The organism is Kribbella sp. NPDC043289 (assembly GCF_056436705.1).
In genome coordinates this window covers 848950-873873 of the sequence record NZ_JBWKCB010000002.1, presented here as the reverse complement: position 1 = coordinate 873873, position 24924 = coordinate 848950, and the positions used below count along the sequence as shown (strand labels likewise).

Sequence of the window (24924 nt, the reverse complement as noted above, 5' to 3'; positions counted from 1 at the left end):
GTTGATGGTCACCGTCGACGTACCTGAGTACGTGATCGGCGGTGACAACGATGCTGGTCAGCGCAACTCACCTCCGTCAGCGACCAAACGGCCGCCGTGGATCACAGTACGGTCGCATGTCGTGAAGGTCGCCTCCGCCTTCGAGTCCATGCGCGAACTCGACGGCGAAGACTTCGGCTACCGCAGGACAACCAACTCCTAAGCGACCTTGTGCCGCGCACCGCCCTCGAGGTGGATCGTCTCGCCGGAGACGAAGCCCGCACGGACGAGCCACAGCACCGCGTCGACGACGTCCTCGATCTCACCATGCCGCCCGACCAGCGATCCGGCGGCGCTCTTCTGCAGTACTCCGGCCTTCCGGTCACCCAACCGGTCCCAGGCACCCGAGTCGACGACACCGGGTGAGATCGCGTTGACCCGCACCGGGGCGAGATCCGCCGCGAGGTGGCGCGCGGCGTACTCGACCGCTCCGTTGGTCACTCCCTTGACCAGCGAACCCGGCCCGGGACGCCACCCGACGACACCCGAGAACAACAGCATCGACCCGGTCGGCCGCAGGATCGGACCGAAGTGCTTGGCGAGCAGCATCGGCCCGATCACCTTCGCCGTGAACGCGGCGACGAGCTTGTCGTGATCCAGCTCCGCCGTCCGTACGTCGTGCGGCGCCGACCCGGTCGTCACGAGATGGTCGATCCCGTCGCTCAGTTGCTCGGCCGCGGCCGCGATCGTCGTCTCGTCCTGCAGGTCCAGGTGGACGGCGCTCGCACCGACCTCGTCCGCGAGCGCCTGCGCCCGGGCCAGATCACGCGCGCCGACCACCACGTCGTACCCCTCCTTCACGGCACGTCGCACCACCGCCGCGCCCAGCGCCCGCGCGCCGCCGACCACCAGCATCCGTTCCATCACGGTCACTCCCTCTCGTAGGATCGGGCTCAACGGTATGGATTTGATACCGGTATCTTCAACGGAACCGGGAGGCCCCGATGGGCAAGGCGTACAACGTGATGGCGGCGACGTGTCCGAGCCGCACCGTGCTGCATCGGATCGGCGCCCGCTGGACGGTGTTCGTCGTCAACGCGCTCGACGACGGCCCGCGGCGGTTCACCGAACTGAAGGCGCACATCCAAGGCATCACGCCGAAGGTCTTGACCGAGACCCTGCGGTCGCTGGAGCTCGACGGACTGATCAGCCGGCACGAGTACGCCGAGAATCCGCCGCGGGTCGAGTACGACCTGACACCGCTCGGACGTTCCCTGCTCGGTCCGCTGCGTGCTGTCCGGCTCTGGGCCGAACAGCACGTTCCCGACATCGAAGCGGCCCGGGCCCGAGCTCTCACGCCCTAAGGCCAGGACGTATCGAGAAGCGTCGTTGCGAGCGGGTAGTCGCGAAGGGTCCGGGTCAGTTCGTTGCGCAGGTCGTCCAGCAACGTCGGTGACTGGGCGCGGAACTCCAGCAGTGCCGACACCCACCAGACGGTCTGCGCGATCGGGCGTGGGTCGGCGGTGAGCAGCGCCGCCCAGACGGCGTGCAGCAGCTGCTCGATGCAGTCCTTGACCAGGTCGAGGTCGAGATCGCAGCCGCTCCCCGGCCAGCGGGACATCAGGTCGAGGATCAGCCCCGAGTGCGCCAACTCGAGCGCGGCCTGCTCGGCGACCTCGCCCGCGGGCAGCGGCGCGGCCGCCGAGACCACGGCCGGCATCGTCCGCATGATCTCGATGGCATCGCTCGCGTCGGCCGCCCACGCGGTGGCGCCCAGGCTACGAGCGCGGAGGTCGTCCGACCCGAAGGCCGGACCACCGACGAGCACCGGGATGCCCGCGGCCTTCGACGCCTCGATGAACCGTCTCGTGGTCGGCAGCGAACCGAGCACCGAGCAACTCACCGCCAACGCGTCCGGGCCCAGGTCCTGCAGGTACTGGCTCAGTCGCAGCGCCGGCGTGGAGGCGCCGAGCAGCGTCGTGTTCCAGCCGTCCGAACGCAGGGCGCAGTCGATCATCATCGCGGGCAGCGCATGCCACTCACGTTCCGCGCACGCGACGACCACACGGCCGCGGACCACGGGCCGGCGCCGTACCTCGCGAGCGATCGCCTCGGTCGCCGACATCGCCACCGCGGTCGCGGCATGTTCCTCCGCCACCGACCACTCGCCACGCTGCCACTTCTCGCCGACCACACGCTGCGCAGCGCCGACGACCTCGGTGAGCAGAGAGATCGGATCAGTGCCGCTAGCGAGCGCTGCGTCCACCACGGCCAAGGCCGCCACGCTGTCAGTGCTCGCCACCGCGCTCTGGAACTCGGTCAACGCCGGTCCGAGATCGACTACCGTCACGAGCTCGCCCCCGCACAACCGACAGACAGTACGGCGATGTCGTCGTGTGACCGTCCCGCGAGATGCTCGACCACGTCCTGCTCGAGCGCGGCACACACCACGTCAGGCCCCGCCCCGGCGTACCGGCCGAGCAGCTCGCGTAACCGGTCGTGGCCGTAGAACCCGGACTCGCCGCGGGCTTCCTCGATACCGTCGGTGAACAGCACGAGCTGATCGCCGGGCGCCAACCGGACGGTGGCGGTCGAGTACTCCTCGTCGGCGACGACTCCGAGTACCGCGCCGTCCGCCGCGACTTCGCTGACCTCGCCGCCGGAGCGCACCAACAGTGGCGGGGCGTGACCGGCCACCGCGACGTCCACCGTCAACCCGTCCTCGCCCCCGGACCGGATCCGTAGACAGACCAAGGTGACGAACCGGTTCGAGACGTCGTTGTGGAAGACCGAGCTCAGCGCCGACATCAGCGCCCCCGGATCGCGCTCGAAATGCGCGGCCGTACGAATGCTCTGCCGGGTGCGGCCGGTCAGGACCGCCGCCTCGACACCCTTGCCGCACACGTCGCCGAGCGCGATCAGCCAGTCACCGCCCGAGCCGAACACGTCGTAGAAGTCGCCACCGATGTCCAACTGCTCCGCCGCCGGCCGGTACCGCGCACCGAGCGCCACACCCGGGATCTCCGGCAGCGGCGGAGGCACCAGGCTGTCCTGCAAAGCCTCGGCGATCTGCCCCCGCTGTTCGTAGAGCCGCGCGGAGTCGAGCGCGAGCGAGGCCCGGGCCGCGATCCGCTCGGCCGTCGCGATGTCGTCCGGGCCGAACCCGCGTCCCTGCCCGCGCACCAGGATCAACGCCCCGAGCGTCGCGCCACGCGCGGTCAGACCGGTCGCAAGTACGTCGGCCGGTCGCAGCGACGATGCCTCCTCGCGCAGTTGCGGATGCGGCACCAGACTCGCGAGTCCGTCCTCGATTCCTGCGGTCGCAACATGCATCAGCTCGGTCAGACCGTTCGCCAGCACCCGTTCGAGCGCCTTCCCGGCCAGCCGCCGCCGCGGCACCGTCACCACGCTCCCGAGGTCGTTTCCACCGAACACCTGAAGTCCAGTGCCGCGCGGGTTGATCAGCGCGACCACCGCCCAGTCGGCGACCTCGGGACACACGCCGTCGAGCAGCCGCAGCACCGACCGCCGCATGTTGAGCGAACCCGTCATCGCCAGACCGATCTCGTCCGCGAGCTCCGGCCGAACCGCCGTCGTACCGGCGATGTCGAGGTCGACGCGTCGCAGCTCGTCGATCCCGTCAGCCTCGCTCACGGGACCCCATCTCGAAGCCCGGTACGACGGCCTGCGCCGCCGCACCGTCGACGGTACGAACCGCCTCGTCGACCGTCTCGTACAGCGCGAACACCTTGTGCAGCTTGGTGATCTTGAAGATCCGGTGCACCCGCGGCCCCGGCGCGGCGACCAACAGCGCCCCGCCCTGCGCCGCCGCGTCCTTGTGCGCCCCGACCAGCACCCCGAGCCCGCTGGAGTCCATGAACTCGATCCCGGCCAGGTCCAGCACGATCGGCCGCGCCCCGAGCCGGGCCTTCAGTTCCTCGGTGAGCGCCGGCGCGCTCTCCAGATCCAGGTCACCCACCACCTGGACGAGCACGTACGCACCGGCATCGGTGGTCCGGATGACGAGTTCGGCACCTTCGTCGATCATGACGCAGCATCTCCTTGCCGGGACGCCGCTCGATCAGAGCGCAGACGTCCGGGCGGCTCAGCGCACGCGGGCGTGCGGAACCTGTTCACGGTTGCTGGCTAAACCGATCGACCTCGGTTACAACTATCACCACCACGGCTCACGGGCAAGCGGTACGGCGGCGCGGCGGTCACTCAGCCGGGGGCGAGCAGGTCCTGATCGTCGATGACGCGGCCGGCGATGTCGCGCAGTTTGACCTTGTGCTCGAGCGAGACCTGACTGAGGACGTCGTACGCCTCGCGGCTGTCGATGCCGTAGCGCTCCATGAGGATCCCGAGGCTCGAGCTCACCACCCGGTGCGACTCGATCGACGCCTGCAGGCGGTGCTGGTACCAGAGCGTCTCCATGGCCAGCGCGACATGGGTGGCGAACCGCTGGAGATCCACCTGATCGGCGGCCGTTCCGGTCCAGTACAGCGACAACACACCGACGGCTCGGCCCCGCCCCGGCACCAGCGGGACGTGGGTCAGCCCACGGACGCCGGCTTCGGTCAGACCCGCGGCGAGGGCGGGCACGTCACGGATACCGACTGACACGTCCACGGAGAGCGACTCGCTCGCGGCGAGTGTGCGATGCCAGGCGCTCGTCGGTACCGCTGCCTCGTCACGGACGAACCCGGCCGCCGTACCGGCGACGTCGAGCAGCGTTGCGCCGCGGCTCAGGGTCGCGGCTCCGACCAACGAGCACGCGAAGATCTCGGCGGCCAGCTCGGCCGTCACCACGAGCAGTTCGTTCATCTCCCGGGCCGAATGCAGCCGCAGCGCCACGTCGCCGAACGTGGCTGCCGTCGGGCGTACGACCCGCTCGCCATCCGATCGCATGGGACTCCTGTCCGGGACATGGACCGGTCGATACCAAGGCCCGCTGCTGAATCTCGGGCGAGATCATAAGCGATCCTGCCGCGTTCTGGATCCCCTGGACATCTCGTCGTACCTGCTGCTGCGCCGCGGGGCCGGGACACCGCACAATGAGGGGCAGTGGTCGGCGTCGCCGGCCTGTGCGAGGTGAGGTTGACAGATGGAACTCCCAGAGCTGGCCGGCATGATGAGCACGGTCGCCGACACGTTGCGGACGCCGGTCACGGTCGAGGAGTCGCTCGAGCTGATCACGACCAGCGCGGCCGGGACGATCCCCGGGATCACCGGTGCCAGCGTCTCGGTGACCAACAAGGACAACACCATCAAGACGCTCGCCTCCACCGACCCGCTGGTGGCCGAGGCCGACGATCTCCAGCACGAGCTCGGCGAAGGACCGGCCATCGCGGCGGCCCTCAGTGAACCGGTCGTCCAGGTCGACGACATGGCCACCGACCAGCGCTGGCCGCTCTACGGCCCGAAGGCCGCCGCGCTCGGGCTGCACTCACAACTGGCGTTCCAGTTCCGCGCCGCGCCCAACGTGCGCGGCTCCCTCAACCTGTACGCCGACGAACCGCAGGTCTTCGACGCCGACGCCCGCTACCTCGCCGGGATGTTCGCCGACTGGACCGCGGTACTGCTGGGCTGGGGCCGGCAGGAGATCACGATGTCGCAGGCGCTGGAGAGCCGGACCACGATCGGCACCGCCATCGGGATCCTGATGGAGCGCTACCAGCTCGACCAGAACCGCGCGTTCACGTTCCTGGCCCGCACCTCGCAGACCGGCAACGTCAAACTCCGCGACGTGGCGGCCGGTGTCGTCGCCGAGGCCGCCCGCAAGGCGCGCTGAGGAACCTCAAGCCAGGTACGGGCGTCCTGCACCGTCCCACTTGATCGTGCCGGTGTAGGCCTGCCGGGTGTTCGAGTCCTTCACACCGTTGTGGTTGGCATCGACGTAGGCGTGGAACGCGACGCGGGTCGTCGTACCGACGGTGATGACGGTGGCTCCGCCGGGGCCGCAGAGCTTCGTCGAGGCGGTGCTCATCAAGGTCTTCACGCGGGTGAAACGCCCGCCCCAGAAGGTGTTCGCGGACCAGACGTCGGTGTTGTAGCTGCAGTTGATGTAGTCGCCGCGGGACGTGAACAGCCACACCTTGCCACCGTGCGCGATCACCGACGGGCCCTCGATCTTGGACGAGCTGACGACCTTCGCGATGCTGCTGCCGACCACGCGGGTGCCGGTCTGGGTGTCCATCTGAACGGCACGGATCTGGAAGCCGGAGGCGTTGCGATAGTCACTCTTGTAGATCAGGTACCGCTTGCCGTCCTTGGCCCGGTACGCCGCCGGGTCGATCGCCTCGTACCCACGGGAGACCCACGGCGAGCAGACGACCGGCTTCGAACCGCCCACGAATCCGCTGGCCGGATGACGAGAGGTCGCGACGCCGATGCAGTGCACGTGCCGCGAGGATGACTGCCCAGTGAAGTACATGACGTACAAAGTCCCGTGGCTGTCCTTGCTCTGGAAGACCTCTGGCGCCCAGAGCAGGGGCGAGCCGTGATCGACCCAGGCCGGGATGGACGCCATCGAGTTGTGGATCGCGGACCAGCCGCTGCCGCTCGTCGACCGCGCACCGAAGCCGGTGCCCGTCCGGTACAGGTAGTAGCTGTTGCCGAAATGCGCGAAGCCGGGATCCGCGAAACTCTGCGTACCGACACGACGGACGCTGCTCGGTCCGGCCGCGTTTGCAGGAAGCACACTCCCCGCGACCAACCCGAGAGCACCGACCACACCACCGAGAACCTGAGCCAAACGACGCACGCTGACCTCCACGGATCCGACCGAGCGCTGCACTGTAACCCCACCGAAGGGCCACCTAGCGCGTAGCGACCGTGAAGTCGATCAGCTCGAAGCCGCCGTCCGTCACGAACAGCCCGAGATGCCCGGCGCCCTCGGCGCTTTCGACCCGGAAGCTGAGCGCGACCCGGTCGTCAACCACAACCTGCCCGGTCGGTCCGTCCAGGAGCACCTGCACCGCGTGCCGGCCAGGCGGCAACGGACAAGCCCTTTCAAGTTCCTGCGGTACGTCGCCCCGCACCTGCCACTGCGCCGGCCCGGTCCGGCCACGCGGCCAGCGATCCAGCACGACCCGATCCCGCTGCGGCTCGAGCCGCACGATCGTGGCGTCCTCGCCATCCGCGCTCGCATGGATCAGCACCCCGAACGACTGCGTCCCCGCGTCCACGTCAACGGTCAGCGACACAAGGCATTCCGCCGGCGCCACGTCGCCCACCCAGGCGGCGTACCGATCGATCGCCCCGCGCCCCGGGTCACCGGAGAGCTTCACCTGCTGCACCTCGGAGTACGCCGCGACAACCTCCGCGGGCAGCCCGAACGCCAGCGTCCCGTCGGCCTCCTGATGCGCTTCGAGGACGGCGAGATCTCCGGCCCACTGCCACGCATCCCCTTGTTTCGTGGGGATCCAGCCGATGAAGAAGCGCCGCCCGTCGTGCTCGACCGACTTGGCCGCGTAGAACGCGCGCCCGTCGACCGTGTCCCGACCCGGCGCGAGCCACGGGCCGTCCGGGCCACGCGAAACGCGGTACCGCGTCTGGAACGCGTCGGTGAACTCGGAGTACACCAGGTACCACCAGTCGCCCCACTGGAAGACGTCCGGGCACTCCTGCGTGATGAACCGGTGCGGCTCCCACAGCGGCTCCGCGAGCGTCCACTGTTCCAGATCGGTCGACGTCAATCTCGCGACGACGCCACAGCGGCGATTCGGTGCGTCGTCGTACCGAGCGGCCAGAACCATCTGCCAGGGCTCATCGACCGCGGTGCGGTAGGCGAAGGGATCACGCCAGTCCTGCGGTATGAAGCCGTCCGGTGCGCCGAAGGTCAGCTCGGGTCGCTTGGTCCACCGCGTCGGATCGCCGTCACTCGTCGCATGGCACACCAACTGGAGACCGCGCCGCCGCGGGTTGTGGCCTGTGTAGAACAGATGCAGCTGCGAGCCGTCGTACACCACACTGCCCGTGTAGCAGTCGAAATCCTCCGCGTCGCGATCGCCACCGGGCAGTACGACGCCATGGTCGGTGTAGTGCACGAAGTCGGTCGTCGACACCAACGCCCACGGCATCCCGCTCTCCCCCGCCGTCGGATCGTCGGGCCGCAGGTCGAGCAGGTAGAACAACCAGACCCGCCCGTCATGACTGAACGGGATCACGTCTCCGACGAACCCTTGCGAAGGCCGCCAATGCAGGCTCATGCGCGCTGCCTCGGTCGAGGGGTACGTCGGGGCGGGTGCCCGACCGAGTCGCGTTCGATCAGGTCGCACCCGATCACGACCCGCTCGGGCGCGTCCTCCGGCCCGGCCAGGACCAGCTCGCCGGCCCGGCGTCCCAGCAGCAGATGCGGCAACGCGGCGGTCGTCAACCGCGGCCGCACCTGGTCCGCGACGTCCGGCTGGTCGTCGAAGCCGACGATGCTGACGTCCTTCGGGCAGTTCAGCCCCAGGTCGTGCAGCGCGAGCATGGCGCCGATCGCCATCCGGTCGTTCCCGCAGACCAGCGCGGTCGACCCGTGCTCGGCGACTGCCTCGGTCGCCAGGTCGTACCCCGATCCGATCTGATAGGTCCCGTACCGGTGCAGCAGGTCGGCCGGCCGCAGACCCGCCGCCCGGGCGGCGTCGGCGAAACCGCGCCGCCGTTCCTTGCAGGCGTACTCGTTGCGTGGGCCACCGAGGAACGCTACCTCGCGATGCCCCCGCTCGAACACCGCCGCGGCCGCCGCCCGGCCACCGGCGTACTCGTCGGCGAGCAGGACGGTGTCGGCCTTGCCCTCCTCCGGCCAGCAGTTGATGAAGATCGTCCGGATCCCGTTCAGCCGCGGGCTCTGGTGCAACGGCTTCGGTGACGGCGAGGCGTACAGGATCGCGCCGACGCCCTGCGCGAGCAGGCTCGCGACCGCGGCGTCACCTTCCTCCGGGTCGTCGGTGGTGTCGACCACCATGCAGACGTAGTCGGCCGGCTGCACGACCTGCTGGATCCCGAGCACGATCAGACCGGCGTACGGCTGGGAGACGATCCCGCTGGTGACCACGCCGATCGTGAACGATCGGTTCGAGCGCAGCTGCTGCGCGGCCCGGTTCGGCACGAAGTTCAGCTCGGCGGCGGCCTCGAGCACGCGGCGCCGGGTCTCGGACGCGACCGCGACGTCGCGGCGGTCGTTCAGCACGAACGACACGGTCGGCTGGGACACGCCCGCACGCCGCGCGACATCGGTCATCGTGACCCGTTTCGGCCGGTCCGCCGATTGCTTCGCCATGGGCTCCCCTTCACGGTTGGCGACCGCAGTATTCATACCAGAGCAGGCACCAATACGTATTGCGCACCACCGTACACCGCTGCTACGGTCCCGGGTCAATACGTATTGGGCGGCACGCCGGGCCGCCCAGCGGTCAAGGAGGAATCCCCATGAACCGAATCCATCCGCCCGGTTTCCCGCTCGCCCGCCGCACCCTGCTGAAGGCCGGTGCGGGTGGCCTCGGGCTGGCCGCCCTGGCCGATCTGGCCGCGTGCAGCAACGACAGCGGCGGCGGCTCCTCGAAGTCGCTCAAGATGCTGTACTTCGGTGAACAGGCGCAGGCCACGCAACTGCAGAACAGGCTGCAACCGCAGATCAGCAAGCTGGACCCCGCGATCAAATTCGAGATCTCCGCGATCAACGGCACCGACTGGAACGACTTCCTGGCCAAGGTGCTCACCCAGATCGCCGCGGGCACCCCGCCGGACATCATCAGCGTCGCCACCGAGGGACTGCAGTTGATGGCCTCCAAGGAGCTCGCGGTCCCGCTCGACGACTACGTCACCAAGGACCTGTCCGCCCTGCAGGAGTACTTCGACGACATCCACCCCGCCCTGGTCGAGTCGATGATGTACCAGGGTCACCTGTGGGAACTGCCGGACAGCTTCAACGCGGGGAACATGTTCTACAGCACGGGCCTGTTCCAGCGCGCCGGCGTCGTACCGCCGAGCGAGGACTGGACGCTCGAGGACTTCGAGGCGGCCGCGACGAAGATCGCCAAGTTCAAGGGCATCAACGCCTTCGGCTGGGTGGTCCGCCTCTGGGGCAGCTGGACCTCCTTCATGTACGCCAACAACGCCAACCTCCTCGAGGAAGGCAAGTACGACGGCGGCGACTGGTTGTGGAGCAAGGCGTACGCCGGTGACGCGGCGGCCGCCGGTCGCAAGGGCGGCTGGAAGTGGGGCGCACCGACCGCCAACTCCGACGCGGTCGTCGAGTCGCTGAACTACATGATCGAGCTGACCAAGAAGGGCCTGTCACCGTCGCCCGACGTCGGCGGTGGCGGGACGCTGCAAGGCCTGTTCGCGTCGAACCGGATCGGGATGTCGATCGGCGGCGGGTTCTGGGCCGGCGGGCTGACCAACGCCGGGATGAAGAGCGGCAGCTTCGACGTGACGATGTTCCCGAAGTGGAAGAGCCAGCGGCACCTGTTCGGCGCCGGCGGGTACGCGATCTTCAAGTCGTCGAAGAAGAAGGACCTGGCCTGGGAGGTCCTGAAGCTGCTGGTGAAACCGGAGACGTTCGACCTGGTGTTCCCCGGCAACGTGACCACGCCCGGCCGCAAGTCCCTGGTGACGGCCGCGCGGTACGCCAAGACCGGGCCGAAGCACTGGCCGGTCTTCTACGACACGCTGACCAAGCATCCCGATACGGCGCCGATCCCGGCCCCGCCGTACTACAACGCGCTCGCCACCGCGCTGAACCAGCGCACCACCCAGGCGATCTCGTCCGGGAACGCGAAGGCGGCGCTCGACGGATTGCAGTCCGACCTCGAGAAGGCCGCGGGGGCCGGCTGATGACCGCCGTCACCGCGGAGGTGCGCGAGACCGTCGTCAAGCGGCGCAGTCATCCGGCCGCGCACGGCGAGGCGCCGTTCGGCTTCGCGATGATCGGGTTGTCGGTGCTGTTCGTCGCGGTCTTCACCGCGATCCCGATCGTCGCGTCGCTGGGTCTGTCGTTCTTCTCCTGGGACGTGATCTCGAACCCGCGGTACGTCGGCCTGGAGAACTACCAGCGGTTGTTCACCGACGGGCCGGTGCTGAAGTCGTTCGGTGTGACGCTCGGGATGGCGGTCGCGATCGTCGTACTCCAGCTCACCATCGGGCTCGGGCTCGCCGTGCTGGTGAACCAGCGCCGGCGGATCTGGGCCCGGACGGTGTTCCGGACCGCGTTCTATCTGCCGCTGCTCGCCTCGACGGCAGCCGTGTCGATCTTCATGGGCTACCTGTTCGACTACAAGTTCGGCGTCGTCAACTACTACCTCGGGCTGCTCGGCATCCCGAACGTGCCGTGGCTGACCAGCGGCTTCGGCGCGGCCACCACGATCGTGCTGATCGCGGTCTGGCAGCAGGTCGGGTTCACGTTCGTGCTCTTCGTCGCCTCACTGATGTCGGTCCCGACCGATGTCCTCGAGGCCGCGCAGATCGACGGCGCCGGCGCGGTGCGCACGTTGCTGCGGATCAAGCTGCCCCTGATCAGTCCGACGATCCTGTTCGCCGCGGTCGTTGCACTGATCAACGCGATGCAGCTGTTCGACCAGCCGTACATCATGACCAAGGGCGGCCCCGGATCGGCGACCACGACGGTGACGATCTCGATGTACCAGAAGGGCTTCCAGAACCTGCAGTTCGGCTACGGCTCGGCGATCGCGATCGTGCTGCTGGCGGCGATCCTGGCGATCACCGGGCTGCAGTTCCTCGCGGCACGAAAGCTGGTGTTCTACCAATGACGCACTCCACCACGACCCTCGCCCGGATCGGCCGGATCAGCGGCCTGGTGATCCTGGTGCTCGCCGCGATGGTTGCCCTCGGCCCGTTGCTCTGGACGGTCACCACCTCACTGCGGACCCCCGCCGAGGCGTTCAGCAACCCACCCCAGTGGTTCCCGCTGCACCCGGACTTCTCCAACTACAGCGCGGTGTTCGACCGGATCCCGATCGGCTGGTTCTTCGTCAACAGCGTGGTCGTCACCGGGCTGATCGTGGTCGGCCAGACGATCACCTGCACCCTGTCCGGCTACGCGTTCGCGATGGTCACCTTCCCGGGCCGGTCGGTGATCTTCGGGATCTTCCTGGCCACCATGATGGTGCCGCTGCAGACGATCATCATCCCGGTGTTCGTGATCGTCCGGTACCTCGGACTCTCGGACAGCCCGCTCTCGCTGGTGGTCTCGGCACTCGGCAGCGCGTTCGGGACCTTCCTGATGCGGCAGTACTTCCTGCAGATGCCCAAGGAGCTCGGCGAAGCGGCCAGGATCGACGGCGCCGGCCATTTCCAGACGTTCCTGCTGATCTACGCCAAGATGGCCGGTCCGGCGATCGCGACGCTCGCGATCCTGAACTTCTCCGGCTTCTGGGCGGAGTTCTACCGGCCGCTGATCTTCCTGCAGACCCAGGACAACTTCACGCTGCCGTTGGGGCTGGTCGGGCTGCAGGGCAACCTCGGCACCGGTTCGATCTCGGTGGTGCTGGCCGGCGTCGTGCTGGCCATTCTGCCGAGCGTAGTGCTGTTCGTCTTCGCCCAGAGGTACTTCATCGCAGGCATCACGGCAGGAGCATCACGGTGACCCAGACCCGGTCCGACCCGCGAACGATCGGTGCCGTCGCGCATCTCCGCCCGGCGTACCACGTCCGCCCGCCGCGCGGGTACCTGAACGACCCGAACGGACCGATCGAGGTGGGAGACGACGTACACCTGTACTTCCAGTCGCGGTCCACCGTGGACATGCACGTGCCGGTCGAGTGGGGGCACGCGACCTCGACCGACTACGTACGCTGGACGGTGCACCGCCCGGCGATGACGCCGCAGCCGGGCGGGCCGGACACCGACGGCTGCTGGTCCGGCAACACGATCCTCGACGACGGGCGGATCCGGGCGTTCTACTCCGGCCGGATCGACGAACGCCCCTACCAGTCCGTACTGACCGCGGTGTCGGAGGACGGCGGCGCGTCGTTCGGACCGGCGCGGCAGGTGGTCCCGGATCCGGTGGACGACGCGCTCATGTTCCGCGATCCCTTTGTCTGGACGGAGAACGGGAGCTGGTGGCTCGCGGTCGGTGCCGGGTACACCGACCGGGGCGCGAGCATCACGCTCTACCGGTCGAACGACCTGCAGGAGTGGACGTACGCCGGCCCGCTCGCCGAACTGCCCCGCGGTGTCGCGGGCGGCGAGGACACCGGCGCCGCCTGGGAGTGCCCACAGCTGCTGACGCTCGACGGCCGCCGGATCGCGGTGGTCGCATCCTGGTCGCCGGAGGCAGGTCCCGCGGAGGTGCTGTCGTTCGACGTCGACGCGCCGGTGGTGCCGCGGCGCGTCGATCACGGGACGAACTTCTACGCCGCGTCGGCGATGCGCGACAGCCGGTTCGGGCCGCTGCTGTTCGGGTGGCTGACCGAGGGGCGTGACCGCGACGGGTGGGACGGCTGGGCAGGAGTCATCTCGCTGCCTCGGGCCGTCTGGCTCGGCGCCGACTCGTCGGTCCGGAGCGCGCCGGTTCCGACGGTCGACTCGCTCCGCACCGGCCCCGGCGTACCGGCCGACGGCTGTACGACGGGCCCGCAGTGCGAGATCGCCGTACCGGAAGGATCGGGGCAGGTGGTGATCCGCTTCGGCGAGCACGAGCGAGTGGTGATCGAGCTGACCGCCGACATGTTGACGATCGACCGCACCGAGGCCAGCCTCTCGCCGTACGCCCATCGCGACCGGATGCGCGTGTCCGACGCGTTCGATCCTTCGTCCGGGCGTCCCGCCGCCCGGATCTTCCTCGACGGCTCGGTGCTCGAGGTCTTCACCAGTGCCGGCCGTGTCCTCAGCACCCGCGTCTACCCGACCACACCGCCTACCTGGCACGTCGAAGCACCACCCAACGCCCACTTCTGGACCCTCGACCGCTGACAGGAGTCCCCATGTGCACTCCTGGGCGGTCGATTTCAGTTCGTCCATCGCGGATGTGAAGGGTGTGCCGCTCGACCTCGTCAACGGTGAGCTCACGGACCAGATCTTCGCGGACCCGACCAGCCGCGGCGTCACGTTCTTCGCCGAGAACGGCACCGCCGCGGCCAGCCTCAAAACCTGGCCTCTCAAGTCCAGTCGGCGTTGGACGGCAGGTCTACGACGGCCGCCCCTCGGGCGGTCGGTCCGATGTGGTTGAAGACCACCGACCGGCCGTCCGGGGTGACGGAGGGGTGGGGGTGGTAGGGATGGGTTTCGTGGGTGGTGGTGGCGAGGGTGGTGCGTTCGCCGGTTCGGGTGTCGATGGCGACGATCGAGGAGTGGTGGTCGGCGTTGTGCCAGCCTCGGCCGGCAGTGTCTGCGGGTCCGCTGGTGTCGACGACTGCCCATCGGCCGTCGCGGCTGATGCCGCAGTGCCAGTCCCGGTCGCCCGCGCTGACCAACCGGGCCGCCCCATCCGGTAGGACCTCCCACAGACCACGCGGCCCCACCGGACTCTCGCCGTACGCGACCACCAGCAGACCGGGCCGATGGAACATCCACCGCTCATGCCCGACCGCAACGGGTCGGCCGGGCTCGGTGGACATCGCGAACTGGTCGGCGACGGCGATGCCCTTGGGGGCGTGGACCGGGTGATACGCCCAGACCCGGTCATGGATCGTGGTGGCAGAACCCTCGTGCGAGAAGGCGACCCACTGCTCGTCGGCAGGACAGTAATGGGCATGGTTCGCCCACCAATCCACGCTGACCAGCGGCTCCGCCGTACCCGACGCCAGATCGATCTCGACCAGCGTTCGCTCCTCCCCCGCGGTCAGAACGGTGACGGCGCGCCGCCCGTCCGCGGACACCCCCACCAGCCCGTCCATCGTCGACCCGTCCGGCGGGGTGTACGCGACCCGCGCCGCCCCGGCCTCCCGCAACTCCTTCAGTACCAGCCGGTTCTGCCACGGCGCGATCAACGTCTCCGACTCCGACGCGATGTCGATCCATGGCGGTGCGCCGTCACCTTCGAGTTCCAGCAACACCACCTGGTCCGCCCCGTCGAGTCCCACCCCGACGACCTCGAACCCCCGCCCGCTCTCCCGCACCAACGCGACACCGCCGTGCCAATAGCCGTTGTTGTGCGGGTACGTCGCATACGCCCCTTCGACCAGCACGTTCACGATGCAGCTCCCGTTACGTAGACAGGACTCGCGGTCAGTGTGAGTACGACGGACTCGTTGCTCGGCGTCAGGGTCCGCGTCCCGCCGTACTCGTCGGTGATCGTCAGCGGTCCGGACGCCCGGAGCGTCACGTTCTCGCTACCGGTCGACCACATCACCCGGGTCGTCGACGCGCCGGAGTACGGATAGGAGTACGCAGTCGACGAGCCGAGGTCCTCACGGGCGCCGAGGGTCTTGCCGCCGACGGCCCGGATCAGTACGGCGTTGGTGATCGCGCCCGGCTTCGGGGCGACGCCCGCCACTCCGTCCACCGGTTGCCGGAACAGGCCGAAGTGGTGCTCCCGGTTCGCCGGGTCGGTGCCGTCGTCCATCGCGGAGTACCACGAGAAGACGTCGACGCCGGCGGCCTTCGCCAGAACCTGCGCGCGGACGAGGTTGTCGGCCTGCTGCGGCTCCGTCGATCCGGGCGCGTACGTCGGCCACCCGTTCTCGGTGATCCACACCGGCACCTTCCGCGCGCCGGCGGCCTGCCGCACCTGCTGGACGAGTGCGGGCAGCTTCGACACCAGCAGCGTGTGCTCGGGGATCGTGTTGGCCCCTTCGAGCGCGTAGCCGTAGACGTTCGTGGCGAACGTGTCGATGTAGTTGATCCCACCGGCCGCCAGGAACCCACTGTTCCACGCGTCGTCGATCGTCGATGTGATCGGCCCCATCACGTTCGCGTCCGGGTTGCCCTCGTGGATCGGCCCGTACGTCGCCTGCAACATCTGCACGTAGCACGCCGGCGTCGTACCGCACGCGCCGTTGTTGAACCCGGTCCCGTTGAACTCGTTGTAGACGTTGAAGTCCTCGACCTCGCCCCGGTAGTGCGCGGCCGCCGCCTTCGAGAACGCGCCGAACGCAGCCAGTCCCGCAGCGGAGCTCGGTGTCTTCCCGCCGTCGTAGTTGGCGTTGCTGTAGGCAAGGACTCCCTGCGGCGCCATCCCGAGGCTCGCCGCCTGTTGCGCCTTCGCCTCGAAGCTGTACCCCGCCCAGTCGTACACCCCCGGCGTCTTCTCGATCAGCGACCAGTTGAGGTCGCTGCGGACGTGCGCGTACCCGATCGTGCCGAGCGCGTTCATCAGCCCGTCCTCGAGTGCCTTGTAGTGCCCGAAGTGCGTGTCGATGCCGAAGTACGGGTCCCGGGCGGCCGGTGCGGGCGTGACGATCCCGAACGACGTCGTCCGGGTCAGCGTCTGCCCGTTGACGACGCTCGAGAACTTCAGCGTGTAGTACCCCGGACCGAGATCACCGACCGCCAGCTGCGCATCGCTGCCGCCCGCGACCGATGCGGTACGGACCGTCTGTCCCTGAGGATTCGTGATCACGATCGAGATCGTGGCACCGGTGGTACCGAACTCGAGGTTCGCCGTGGTGGGAGTCAACAGCAGGCTCGGATTCAGCACTGACAGGTCGGGCGTGGCGTCGGCCCGTGCCGGGAGCGTTGGCAGGCCCAACGCCCCCACGGCCAGCGCCAGTACGGCGACCAGTGCGCGCCTCATCCGACGACCTGCGCAGTACGGAAGAGCGCGGGGTTCTTCGGCGCGCTGCCGACGCCGGCGCCCCATTCGAGCCAGCCCTTGCGGGCGTCGCCGTTCACGCCGGAGTCGTCGTCGTTGACAAGGAACGAGAGCCCGAGAACGCCGGCCGGTGGACCGGTGAAGCCCAGGGAGGTCCACGGAATCACGAGATGGTACGTCGTGACCCCGGTCGTACGCGTGATGTCGGCGGTCGCACCGGGGGTCGGGCCGAGGTTCTGGCCGGTCGGTGCGGCGAACGTGTACACGGCCGGGCCGCCGTCGAGCAGGGCCGCGCCGATCTCGACGCGCTGACCGCCGAGCACCGTCGGCAACCGGTCGTACGTGTCGAACTGGATCGAGTCGGTCTGCCAGAGCAGGTCGTTGCTCCGGGCACCATAATGGATGTCGTCGGTGATCCTCGCGTCGACCACCAGCGACGACGGGGTGTGCGTGAACCGCACGGTCCCGCCGAGATCGGCCGGGCCGGTCCGGGTCCCGCCGCGGATCGCGACGAACCTGCTCTGCTTGTCGAGGTCGATCGGCGCGAGCGTCTGCGCCGCGTTCGGCTCGATCGGCGAGTACGACACCGTCCCGCTGAGCGTCTTCGCGTCCACGATCACCCGATAAGCCACGTTGTCGAAGAGGCTCACCGCACTGACCGGAAGCGTCACGGTCGCGGTGCCGCGCGCCGGGATCTCGGAGGCGGAAGCCGATCCGCTGACTGCGCCTACGGCGTACCGGATCGCGGTCGGGGTGACGGCACGTGAGCGGTTGTTGGTGAGGGTGACCTTCAGGCCGTATCCGTCGCCGATGACCGGCTCCGCGCTCACCAGGAGCGGTTCGACCACGGTCGTCGCCGAGCGCAGGCTCGCCACCAGTTGCCGGTCTTCGGTACTGACGGCAACTGCTACCGACCGCTCGCCCAGAACGGTTGTGGCCGGCAACTGTACGGTGACCGACGTCTTCCTCCCGGGCGCGGTCACCAGTTCCGCACCGCCGGCCACGAGTTTCGCTGGGAGACCGGTCCCGGGCTTGGTCCGATCCGCGGTGACGGTCACCGGTACGTCGTCACCCGCGACCGCGCTCGCCCCGACCGAGATGCCGAGCGGCGACTGCGCGGCCGCGACATGCCGCACCGCGCCGCTCACGAACACCGGACTGGCGTCAAGCGTCAACGTCACCTTGCCGTCGTGCGGCGTGATCGTCCGGGCCGCCCCGAACTGGTCGGTCAGCCGGAACGGACGGTCCACGGTCAGTTGCACCTGCTCGGACCCCGTCGACCAGAGCACCCGGGTCGTCTCGCCGCCGCCGACGTACGGGTAGCTGTAGGCGGTCGCCGAGCCGAGGTCCTCGCGGGCCTGCTGGGTCTTGCCCGACACCATCCGGATCAGCGCCGCGTTCGAGATCGCGCCGGGCTTCGGTGCCACCCCGAGGACCCCGTCATTCGGCCGCCGGAACAGCCCGAAGCGGTGTTCGCGTTCACCCGGATCGTTGCCGTCGTCCATCGCGTCGTACCACAGGTACTTGGTGACGCCGGCGGCCTTGGCCAGCAGCTGGGCACGGATCAGGTCGTCGGCCTGCTGCGGTTCGGTCGAGCCGGCGGTGTGCGTCGGCCAGCCGTTCTCGGTGATCCAGACCGGGATGTTCCGGCCGCCGTCGAGGGTGTGGATCTGCTGCACGAGCGCGGGAAGTTCCTTGGTCAGGACGGTCTTCTCGGGGTTCGTGTTCGGGCCGAGACTCGAGTAGCCGTACATGTTGGCGGCGAACGAGTCGACGTACTCCAGTCCGCCGAGCGCGAAGAACTGGTCGAGCCAGGTCTTGTCGATCCCCGCGGTCACCGGGCCGATCACGTTCGCGTTCGGATTGCCTTCGTGGATCGGGGCGTACACCGCCTTCAGCATGTCCAGGTAGCAGGCCGGTGTGATCCCGCAGGCCCCGTTGTTGAACCCGGTCCCGTTGAACTCGTTGTAGATGCCGAAGTCGTTCGTCACCGGCGCGTAGAACTGCGCCGCCGCCTTCGCGTACCGGCCGAACGCGGCCAGGCCCTCCGGCGTACTCGGTGTCCGGCCGCCGTCGTAGAACTTGTTGTTGTAGGCAAGGTTCCCCATCGGCGAGAGACCCAGCGCCTTGGCCTGGCGGGCGCGCGCGTCGAACGGGTACGACGCGAAGTTGTACGTCCCGGGCGCGGTCTCGACCGCCGACCAGCTGATGTCCGAGCGCGTCTGCGCCCAGCCGACGTCGGCCATCGCCTGCGCCAGCCCGTCCTCGAAGCCGGTGTAGTGCCCGAAGTGCGTGTCGACGCCGAAGAACGGGTCCCGGACCTTCGGCCCGGGCGTGACGACACCGAAGGAGGTGGAGCGGCTCAGCGGCTCACCGCCGATCGCACCCGAGAACGTCAACGTGTAGTACCCCGGGCCTAGGTCGTTCGCCGGTACCGACGCGTGACCGGTCGCGTCGGGCGTCACCCGTCCGGTCCGTAGCGAGACGCCGTACTCGTCGCCGATCGTGTAGTCCACCGCGGACGCGAGCGTCGCGAACTGCAGGCTGGTCGCACCCTGGCGGAACACGAGATCCGGGTTGGTGATCGCCAACTGCGGAAGATCCGTGAACGTCACGGCGATGCGGCTGATGCAGACGTCGGGCATCGCGCCCGCGGCGGACTTCACGTCCAGCCGGAAGTCGGCGCCGTTCGACCGGTTCGCGAACTTGATCTTCGACAGCTCGAACGTGTGCGACGTCCAGGTCCGGCTCCCTGTCAGCGGCTGGTTCGCCGAGCCGGTGAACGGGTTGCTGACGCCGTCGTACTGGACGTCCATGTTCGTGGCACCCGCGTCGTAGTAGTCGACGGTCACCAGCGCGCGGTCCGCGCCGGCCGGGATCGCCGCGGCCGCAACGTCGACGTACAGGTAGCGGACGTACGGGTCGTCGGACAGCTGCCAGCACTGCCGGCCGTCCTTCTCGGTACTGGCGTGTGCCGGGTCCTTGTCGGCGTCCCCCGGCCAGGCCCGGACGACTCCGGAGTACGACGGGGTGCTGCCGAGGACAGCGACCGCATCGGGACCGACGGCGGCGGCAGTGAGTGGAGTGAGTGGGGTGAGCGAGGCCGCGAGCAGCGCCGCGGCGGTGATCAGGCCGGCCGAGCGGCGGCGAAACGGGCGTGGATTCATCGAAACTCCTGACCGAGCGTGGGAGGGAGGGTTCCGGAAACCTGAGGCCCCGGACGCTAGCCGATCGCACCAATCTGGGCAAGCGCTTGCCCGCCGTAATTTCCGAGATGCTCGATTAGCGCGGGGAATCGACGCCTCGACCGGGCAGAAGCATCGGGACAGCGCTGTCCCGCCTGTGCGGATATCATGTCGGCGTGCCGAACGAACCGAAGGTGACCACCCGACTGGCCGATGTCGCCCGCGAGGCCGGCGTGTCGCCGTCGACCGCGTCCCGGGTGCTGAACGGCAGTGCCCGGCAGGTCGCCGACGAGTACCGGCAGCGGGTGCTGGCCGCGGCCGAGCGGGTCGGCTACACCACGAACCTCGCCGCCCAGGCGACCGCCCGCGGCCGCTACCCCGCGATCGCGCTGGTGGTCGGGGACATTCGCGACCAGTTCTTCGCCCGGATCGCGTTCGGCGCGATCCGGGAGGCCGCCCGCCGCGGGTACGTGCTCAACCTGCTGTCCACCGAGGGCGACACCGACCGCGAGCGCAGCCTCGTGCACGACCTGCGCCGGCAGCGGCCGGAAGCGCTGATCCTGGTGCGGAAACGCGACACCACGCCGACGGCGGGCTCGATGCTGCTGCAGGAGCTGATGGAGTTCGAGCGGGAGAGCGGCCGGGTGGTGATCGTCGGCGAGCCGTCGGAGCCGGTGCTGGCGATCCGCCCGCCGGACTTCGACGGCGCGAAGGACCTCGCCACCGCGATGCTGGGGCTTGGCTACCGCGACTTCGTGGTGTTCAAGGCCGATCCGCTCGTGCCGTCCGCGCAAGACCGGCTGGACGGTTTCCGCGCGGGCCTGTCGGCCGGCGGTGTCGCCTTGCCGGACAGCCGCGTCTATCCCGCCGAGCGGAGCTTCCGGGGCGGTGCCGCAGCGGCCGCGGCCTACCTCGCCGACGGGCGGGAGACCGAGCTGCTCTTCTGCACCGAGGACGAGGTCGCGCTCGGGGCGATCCAGCACTTGCGCTCGCAGGGGTACGCCGTCCCCGAGCAGCTGGCGTTCGCCGGGTACGGGCGGAGGCGCGTGAACCCGTTCGGCGAGGAGGACTGGCTGACCACGGTCCGCTCACCGTTCGAGGAGATGGGCGCGGCCGCCGTCGACGCCGCCCTCGGCCCGGCCGTTGCCGGCGTACCCCGCTCGGCCCCCGAGGTCCACATCGGCCCCAGCACGCCACCCCGCACCTCCACGACCGACCCAACCCCAGCCTGAGCCCACCACAGCCCGAGCCAGCCCCGCCCGGGCCCCGGTCTGAACCACCACGGGCCTGAGCCGACCCCGGCCGGTCCGGCCTCGGTCGCGGCCCGCCCTCCCCCGCGTGCGGCGAGCGCGCACACGCGCCGGCCGGCGCGTGTGATGGCGGTGGGAATGTGTCCGGGAATGCTTCCCGTGGGTGAGTTCGGGATGGGTGACGCCGTGCTGAATTCGTAGCGCTACGACCAAATCTTCGGTCTTGACATCGTTGATCGGCGGACCATAGCTTTCGGGAAAGCGCGTTCCCACTTTGTTTCCCGGACGGAGCACCTCGATGACGATGACCGGTCAGCGGGCTGATCAGGGATCTCCGCCGTCCGCGTCCGCCGGTCCGCCGGCGCGTGCGCGCCGGCTGAGCCTGGCCGCCCGGATCCGGCGGGACCGGATGCTGCTGCTGTTCGCCGCGCCCGGAATGCTATTGCTGCTGGTGTTCCACTACCTGCCGCTGCTCGGGAACGTGATCGCCTTCCAGGACTACCTGCCGTTCCTCGGGTTCCGCGGCAGCGAGTGGGCCGGGCTGCACAACTTCTCGGTCCTGGTCAGTGGCGACAGCGACTTCCTGACCGCGCTGCGGAACACGCTGGTGCTGTCGCTGATCCAGACCGTGTTCGTGTTCCCGATCCCGATCCTGCTCGCGCTGGCGCTGAACAGCCTGCTCTCGGAGCGCGTGAAGAAGCTCGTCCAGTCGATCCTGTACCTGCCGCATTTCCTCTCCTGGGTGATCGTGGTCTCACTGTTCCAGCAAATCCTCGGCGGCAGCGGGATGGTCAACCAGTTCCTCCGCCAGCAGGGCTGGGGCGTACTGAACGTGGTCGGCAACCCGGACGCGTTCTTCACGCTGCTGACCAGCCAGGTGGTCTGGAAGGACAGCGGCTGGGCGACGATCCTGTTCCTCGCCGCACTGTCCCGGATCGACGTCGAGCAGTACGAGGCGGCGGCCGTGGACGGCGCGTCTCGGTGGCGCCAGCTCTGGCACGTGACGCTGCCGGGTCTGCGCGGGATCATCGTGCTGCTGCTGATCCTGAAGCTCGGCGACTCGCTCACGGTCGGGTTCGAGCAGATCATCCTGCAGCAGCCGGCCGTCGGTCAGCAGGCCAGCGAGGTTCTCGACACGTACGTCTACAACAACGGAATCGTCAACGGGGACTGGGGTACGGCGGCCGCGGTCGGCCTGATCAAGGGCCTCGTCGGTGCCGCGCTGGTCTTCGGCGCGAACAAGATCGCCCACCTCTTCGGCGAGGCGGGGGTGTACCAGCGATGAGGAACGGACAACCTCTACCCGGGCTGATGTCCCGCACCTTCCGCGGGGTCGCGCTGACGGTCTGCTGTTTCCTCGTACTGTTCCCGTTCGTCGGCGTGGTGACCACGAGCTTCGCCGGTCAGGACGACGTGAACCGGACCGGCGGCCTGGTGATGCTGCCGCGCGAGTGGACGTTCGAGGCGTACCACGCGATCTTCTCCGGCGGTGTGGTAACGCGCGCGTTGCTGGTCAGCGTGTTCGTCACCGCGGTCGGGACGCTGTGCTCGATGGCAGTCAGCACCCTGCTCGGCTATGCGTTGGCCTCGCCAACGATGGTCGGCCGGAGCTGGATGCTGATGCTGGTCCTGCTCAGCCTGCTGTTCTCGCCGGGCCTGATCCCGAGCTACCTGATGGTCAAGCAGCTCGGGCTGATCGACACCCTATGGGCGCTGATCGTGCCGACGATGCTCAGCGGCTTCAACGTGATCGTGGTCCGCGCGTTCTTCATGGGCATCCCGGACGAGCTGCTGCAGAGCGCCCGGATCGACGGCGCCGGCGAGTGGGCGATCTTCCGGCTGATCGTGCTGCCGCTGTCGAAGGCGGTGCTCGCGGTGGTCGGCCTGTTCTACGCGGTCGGCTACTGGAACGCGTTCTTCAACGTGATGCTCTACATCAACGACCAGTCCAAGTGGACCCTGCAGTACGTGCTCCGGACGTACGTCGTGAACAACACCCGGATCGGCAGCGACCAGGTCAACGTCGACGCGCTGCCGCCACAACCCGCACTCCAGATGGCCGTCCTGGTGGCGTCCATCGTGCCGGTGCTCCTCGTCTACCCGTTCCTCCAGCGGCACTTCGCCAAGGGTGCCCTGACCGGCGCCGTCAAGGGCTGAACCGCCTTCACCACAAGGAGAAATCATGACTTCAGGCCTGTCCCGACGGGACCTGCTGAAGCTCGGTGCCGGCCTCGGCGCGACGGCAGCCCTGGGCGGCTGCGGCGGTGGTACGTCGCCGCAGGCGAACTCGCCGCAGAGCAAGGCGGGCGCGTTGCCGAAGTACCTCCGCTTCCCCGGACTGCCGGCGCCGGATCTGCCCGGCAACGACCAGGGTCTGCTCGACGCGTTCACGAAGTACCCGACGACGCTCGTGGACGCCTGGAAGGGGCGGACGCCGGGTGACGGGAAGCCGGTCACCGGGCTCGCGCAGCTGAACGGCGCCGCACCGCCCGGGCCGCCGGGCAACGTGTTCTGGAAGACAGTCAACGAGCGGCTCGGGTCGCCTGTGCAGATGCAGCTGGTGAACGCGGGCGACGACTTCAACACGAAGATCGCCACCATGAGCGCCGGGAACGACTTCCCAGACATCATGCAGATCAACAACTCGATCCCGTCGCTGGACCGGTTCCTGGCCGCGAAGATGCTGGACCTGACGCCGTACCTGTCCGGCGAGAACGTGCGGAAGTACCCGGCGCTGGCGAACATCCCGACCCGCTACTGGGAGGCCTGCGTCTTCGACGGCAAGCTGTTCGGGCTGCCGATCGCGCGCGGCCTGCTGTCCGCCTGGGGCCTGTACTACCGGTCCGACCTGATCGAGGAGGCCGGCGGCCAGGCGAAGGTAGAGAACTTCGACGACCTCTACCAGTTGGCCAAGGCAACGACCAACCCGAAGGCCGGTGTCTGGGCGTTCGCGAACAGCCCGCTGGACTACCTCCGGATGATGCTCGCGATCCCGGCCGGATGGCAGCAGTCCGGCGGCTCGATGGTGAACATGATCGAGCACGAGCACCAGCAGCAGGCGCTGGAGTCGGCCCGGAAGATCGTCGTCGGCGGTCTGGTGAATCCGGACATGGCGGCCGCACCGCCGTCGCAGTGGCAGCAGTGGTTCGGCAGCAAGAAGGCCGCCCTGCTGGGCGGGACGTACAGCGCCTGGGTCAGCCTCACCCAGCAAGGAGTACCGGTCGACAAGATCGGGATGTTCCCGGTCGCCGGGTACGACGGCGGCAGCGCGCCGGGCTGGAAGGGCGGCCTGAACAACAACATCGCGGTCATCCCGGCCAAGAACAAGGACCGCGCCGAGACCCTGCTGAAGATCGCGGACTTCCTCGCGTCCCCGTTCGGTACGTCGGAGAACCGGCTGCTGACCAGCGGCGTCGAGGGCCACAACTACACGCTCGACGGCACCAAGATCGTGCTGAACCAGGACCTCACGAACGAGCGCAGCCTGGGCCTGAACTACCTGGCCGCACCGCCGCCGGTGGTCGCGTCCTCCACCGACCCGCGGTACGTCCAGCTCGAGTACGCCGCGCAGAAGAAGCTCGCCGCCGACGGAACCATGGACCTCGCGCAGACGCTGTTCTCGGACACGAACTCGCGCAAGTTCCCGCAACTGGAGAAGGAACGCCAGAACGTGGAGTTCGACATCATCCTCGGCCGCAAACCGGTGTCGGCCTGGAAGGAGTACGTCGAGCGCTGGAGGAGCTCGGGCGGCGACAAGATCCGCCAGGAGCTGCAGAAGGCGTCCGAAGTCGCAGGCGGCTAGGACGCCCCG

General features: G+C 68.8%; 22 protein-coding genes. 11 read left to right on the top strand and 11 right to left on the bottom strand.

Annotated elements, in window-relative coordinates; translation table 11 throughout:
* Positions 1–4: 4 nt before the first annotated feature.
* On the top strand, positions 5–202 hold the full coding sequence (locus tag AC0662_RS15955) for a hypothetical protein (protein ID WP_452203945.1): 198 nt from the start codon (positions 5–7) through the stop codon (positions 200–202).
* On the opposite strand, the gene AC0662_RS15950 is transcribed toward AC0662_RS15955, so the two are convergent.
* Positions 199–903 carry an SDR family NAD(P)-dependent oxidoreductase gene (locus AC0662_RS15950; protein WP_478301307.1) on the bottom strand — a complete coding sequence of 235 codons (705 nt, stop codon included), beginning with the start codon at positions 901–903 and terminating at the stop codon, positions 199–201. The two genes, AC0662_RS15955 and AC0662_RS15950, sit on opposite strands and share 4 nt — an antisense overlap.
* Before the next feature lie 80 nt (positions 904–983).
* Between AC0662_RS15950 and AC0662_RS15945 the strand changes: the two genes are divergently transcribed.
* A complete protein-coding gene (locus AC0662_RS15945) occupies positions 984–1343 on the top strand; it encodes a winged helix-turn-helix transcriptional regulator (RefSeq protein ID WP_452203943.1) in 360 nt (119 codons plus the stop codon).
* Here AC0662_RS15945 and AC0662_RS15940 read toward each other — a convergent pair.
* The 4 genes from AC0662_RS15940 to AC0662_RS15925 all read right to left on the bottom strand — a co-directional run bounded on the left by AC0662_RS15940 (position 1340) and on the right by AC0662_RS15925 (position 4887).
* Positions 1340–2329 (bottom strand): cobalamin B12-binding domain-containing protein, encoded by a 990-nt coding sequence (locus AC0662_RS15940; protein WP_452203942.1) that lies wholly within the window; start codon positions 2327–2329, stop codon positions 1340–1342. The genes AC0662_RS15945 and AC0662_RS15940 overlap by 4 nt on opposite strands.
* Positions 2326–3633: a PP2C family protein-serine/threonine phosphatase gene (locus AC0662_RS15935; protein WP_478301305.1), complete on the bottom strand. Its 1308-nt coding sequence runs from the start codon at positions 3631–3633 to the stop codon at positions 2326–2328. Before AC0662_RS15935 ends, AC0662_RS15940 begins: the two co-directional genes overlap by 4 nt.
* Positions 3620–4027, bottom strand: a complete 408-nt coding sequence (locus AC0662_RS15930) for an STAS domain-containing protein (RefSeq protein ID WP_452203940.1) — start codon at positions 4025–4027, stop codon at positions 3620–3622. The genes AC0662_RS15935 and AC0662_RS15930 overlap by 14 nt, the downstream gene beginning before the upstream one ends.
* A gap of 173 nt (positions 4028–4200) precedes the next feature.
* On the bottom strand, positions 4201–4887 hold the full coding sequence (locus AC0662_RS15925; RefSeq protein WP_452203939.1) for an ANTAR domain-containing protein: 687 nt from the start codon (positions 4885–4887) through the stop codon (positions 4201–4203).
* 196 nt (positions 4888–5083) lie between these two features.
* Between AC0662_RS15925 and AC0662_RS15920 the strand changes: the two genes are divergently transcribed.
* Positions 5084–5770, top strand: coding sequence for a GAF and ANTAR domain-containing protein (locus AC0662_RS15920; RefSeq protein WP_452203938.1), 687 nt, complete (start codon positions 5084–5086; stop codon positions 5768–5770).
* A 6-nt stretch (positions 5771–5776) separates the two neighbouring features.
* Here AC0662_RS15920 and AC0662_RS15915 read toward each other — a convergent pair whose 3' ends face one another.
* The 3 genes from AC0662_RS15915 to AC0662_RS15905 are packed head-to-tail and all read right to left on the bottom strand — an operon-like array spanning position 5777 to position 9247.
* Positions 5777–6742: a family 43 glycosylhydrolase gene (locus AC0662_RS15915; protein WP_452203937.1), complete on the bottom strand. Its 966-nt coding sequence runs from the start codon at positions 6740–6742 to the stop codon at positions 5777–5779.
* 55 nt (positions 6743–6797) lie between these two features.
* Positions 6798–8189: a glycoside hydrolase family protein gene (locus tag AC0662_RS15910; protein WP_452203936.1), complete on the bottom strand. Its 1392-nt coding sequence runs from the start codon at positions 8187–8189 to the stop codon at positions 6798–6800.
* Positions 8186–9247 carry a LacI family DNA-binding transcriptional regulator gene (locus tag AC0662_RS15905; protein ID WP_452203935.1) on the bottom strand — a complete coding sequence of 354 codons (1062 nt, stop codon included), beginning with the start codon at positions 9245–9247 and terminating at the stop codon, positions 8186–8188. The genes AC0662_RS15910 and AC0662_RS15905 overlap by 4 nt, the downstream gene beginning before the upstream one ends.
* A 149-nt stretch (positions 9248–9396) precedes the next feature.
* Here AC0662_RS15905 and AC0662_RS15900 point away from each other — a divergent pair, with 149 nt between their 5' ends.
* The 4 genes from AC0662_RS15900 to AC0662_RS15885 are packed head-to-tail and all read left to right on the top strand — an operon-like array spanning position 9397 to position 13899.
* Complete coding sequence (locus tag AC0662_RS15900) at positions 9397–10803, top strand: ABC transporter substrate-binding protein (RefSeq protein ID WP_452203934.1); 1407 nt, start codon at positions 9397–9399, stop codon at positions 10801–10803.
* A complete protein-coding gene (locus AC0662_RS15895) occupies positions 10803–11735 on the top strand; it encodes a carbohydrate ABC transporter permease (protein WP_452203933.1) in 933 nt (310 codons plus the stop codon). The genes AC0662_RS15900 and AC0662_RS15895 overlap by 1 nt, the downstream gene beginning before the upstream one ends.
* Positions 11732–12571 (top strand): carbohydrate ABC transporter permease, encoded by an 840-nt coding sequence (locus AC0662_RS15890; protein WP_478301300.1) that lies wholly within the window; start codon positions 11732–11734, stop codon positions 12569–12571. Before AC0662_RS15895 ends, AC0662_RS15890 begins: the two co-directional genes overlap by 4 nt.
* Positions 12568–13899, top strand: a complete 1332-nt coding sequence (locus AC0662_RS15885; protein WP_478301298.1) for a glycoside hydrolase family 32 protein — start codon at positions 12568–12570, stop codon at positions 13897–13899. The genes AC0662_RS15890 and AC0662_RS15885 overlap by 4 nt, the downstream gene beginning before the upstream one ends.
* A gap of 185 nt (positions 13900–14084) precedes the next feature.
* Here AC0662_RS15885 and AC0662_RS15880 read toward each other — a convergent pair whose 3' ends face one another.
* From AC0662_RS15880 to AC0662_RS15870, 3 genes are read right to left on the bottom strand one after another with little or no spacing between them, the layout of a single operon-like run.
* Positions 14085–15119, bottom strand: a complete 1035-nt coding sequence (locus AC0662_RS15880) for a hypothetical protein (RefSeq protein ID WP_478301296.1) — start codon at positions 15117–15119, stop codon at positions 14085–14087.
* The gene (locus tag AC0662_RS15875; protein ID WP_478301294.1) at positions 15116–16660 is read right to left on the bottom strand and encodes a glycoside hydrolase 5 family protein; all 1545 of its coding nucleotides are present in this window, start codon (positions 16658–16660) and stop codon (positions 15116–15118) included. The genes AC0662_RS15880 and AC0662_RS15875 overlap by 4 nt, the downstream gene beginning before the upstream one ends.
* A complete protein-coding gene (locus AC0662_RS15870; RefSeq protein ID WP_478301292.1) occupies positions 16657–19845 on the bottom strand; it encodes a hypothetical protein in 3189 nt (1062 codons plus the stop codon). Before AC0662_RS15870 ends, AC0662_RS15875 begins: the two co-directional genes overlap by 4 nt.
* Positions 19846–20039: 194 nt before the next feature.
* Here AC0662_RS15870 and AC0662_RS15865 point away from each other — a divergent pair, with 194 nt between their 5' ends.
* From AC0662_RS15865 to AC0662_RS15850, 4 genes are all read left to right on the top strand, one after another.
* Positions 20040–21095 carry a LacI family DNA-binding transcriptional regulator gene (locus tag AC0662_RS15865; protein WP_478301290.1) on the top strand — a complete coding sequence of 352 codons (1056 nt, stop codon included), beginning with the start codon at positions 20040–20042 and terminating at the stop codon, positions 21093–21095.
* A 316-nt stretch (positions 21096–21411) separates the two neighbouring features.
* On the top strand, positions 21412–22398 hold the full coding sequence (locus tag AC0662_RS15860; RefSeq protein WP_478301288.1) for an ABC transporter permease: 987 nt from the start codon (positions 21412–21414) through the stop codon (positions 22396–22398).
* A 26-nt stretch (positions 22399–22424) separates the two neighbouring features.
* Positions 22425–23270 (top strand): carbohydrate ABC transporter permease, encoded by an 846-nt coding sequence (locus AC0662_RS15855; protein ID WP_478301286.1) that lies wholly within the window; start codon positions 22425–22427, stop codon positions 23268–23270.
* 25 nt (positions 23271–23295) lie between these two features.
* Positions 23296–24915, top strand: a complete 1620-nt coding sequence (locus AC0662_RS15850; RefSeq protein ID WP_478301284.1) for a substrate-binding domain-containing protein — start codon at positions 23296–23298, stop codon at positions 24913–24915.
* Positions 24916–24924 lie beyond the last annotated feature (9 nt).

What these genes read in the sequence shown, in the direction of transcription:
- AC0662_RS15870 (WP_478301292.1), bottom strand. Translation starts at nt 19,845, where the DNA reads ATGAATCCACGCCCGTTTCGCCGCCGCTCGGCCGGCCTGATCACCGCC.
- AC0662_RS15895 (WP_452203933.1), top strand. Translation starts at nt 10,803, where the DNA reads ATGACCGCCGTCACCGCGGAGGTGCGCGAGACCGTCGTCAAGCGGCGC.
- AC0662_RS15875 (WP_478301294.1), bottom strand. Translation starts at nt 16,660, where the DNA reads ATGAGGCGCGCACTGGTCGCCGTACTGGCGCTGGCCGTGGGGGCGTTG.
- AC0662_RS15920 (WP_452203938.1), top strand. Translation starts at nt 5,084, where the DNA reads ATGGAACTCCCAGAGCTGGCCGGCATGATGAGCACGGTCGCCGACACG.
- AC0662_RS15905 (WP_452203935.1), bottom strand. Translation starts at nt 9,247, where the DNA reads ATGGCGAAGCAATCGGCGGACCGGCCGAAACGGGTCACGATGACCGAT.
- AC0662_RS15860 (WP_478301288.1), top strand. Translation starts at nt 21,412, where the DNA reads ATGACGATGACCGGTCAGCGGGCTGATCAGGGATCTCCGCCGTCCGCG.
- AC0662_RS15930 (WP_452203940.1), bottom strand. Translation starts at nt 4,027, where the DNA reads ATGATCGACGAAGGTGCCGAACTCGTCATCCGGACCACCGATGCCGGT.
- AC0662_RS15955 (WP_452203945.1), top strand. Translation starts at nt 5, where the DNA reads ATGGTCACCGTCGACGTACCTGAGTACGTGATCGGCGGTGACAACGAT.
- AC0662_RS15890 (WP_478301300.1), top strand. Translation starts at nt 11,732, where the DNA reads ATGACGCACTCCACCACGACCCTCGCCCGGATCGGCCGGATCAGCGGC.
- AC0662_RS15850 (WP_478301284.1), top strand. Translation starts at nt 23,296, where the DNA reads ATGACTTCAGGCCTGTCCCGACGGGACCTGCTGAAGCTCGGTGCCGGC.
- AC0662_RS15950 (WP_478301307.1), bottom strand. Translation starts at nt 903, where the DNA reads ATGGAACGGATGCTGGTGGTCGGCGGCGCGCGGGCGCTGGGCGCGGCG.
- AC0662_RS15925 (WP_452203939.1), bottom strand. Translation starts at nt 4,887, where the DNA reads ATGCGATCGGATGGCGAGCGGGTCGTACGCCCGACGGCAGCCACGTTC.
- AC0662_RS15910 (WP_452203936.1), bottom strand. Translation starts at nt 8,189, where the DNA reads ATGAGCCTGCATTGGCGGCCTTCGCAAGGGTTCGTCGGAGACGTGATC.
- AC0662_RS15855 (WP_478301286.1), top strand. Translation starts at nt 22,425, where the DNA reads ATGTCCCGCACCTTCCGCGGGGTCGCGCTGACGGTCTGCTGTTTCCTC.
- AC0662_RS15900 (WP_452203934.1), top strand. Translation starts at nt 9,397, where the DNA reads ATGAACCGAATCCATCCGCCCGGTTTCCCGCTCGCCCGCCGCACCCTG.
- AC0662_RS15945 (WP_452203943.1), top strand. Translation starts at nt 984, where the DNA reads ATGGGCAAGGCGTACAACGTGATGGCGGCGACGTGTCCGAGCCGCACC.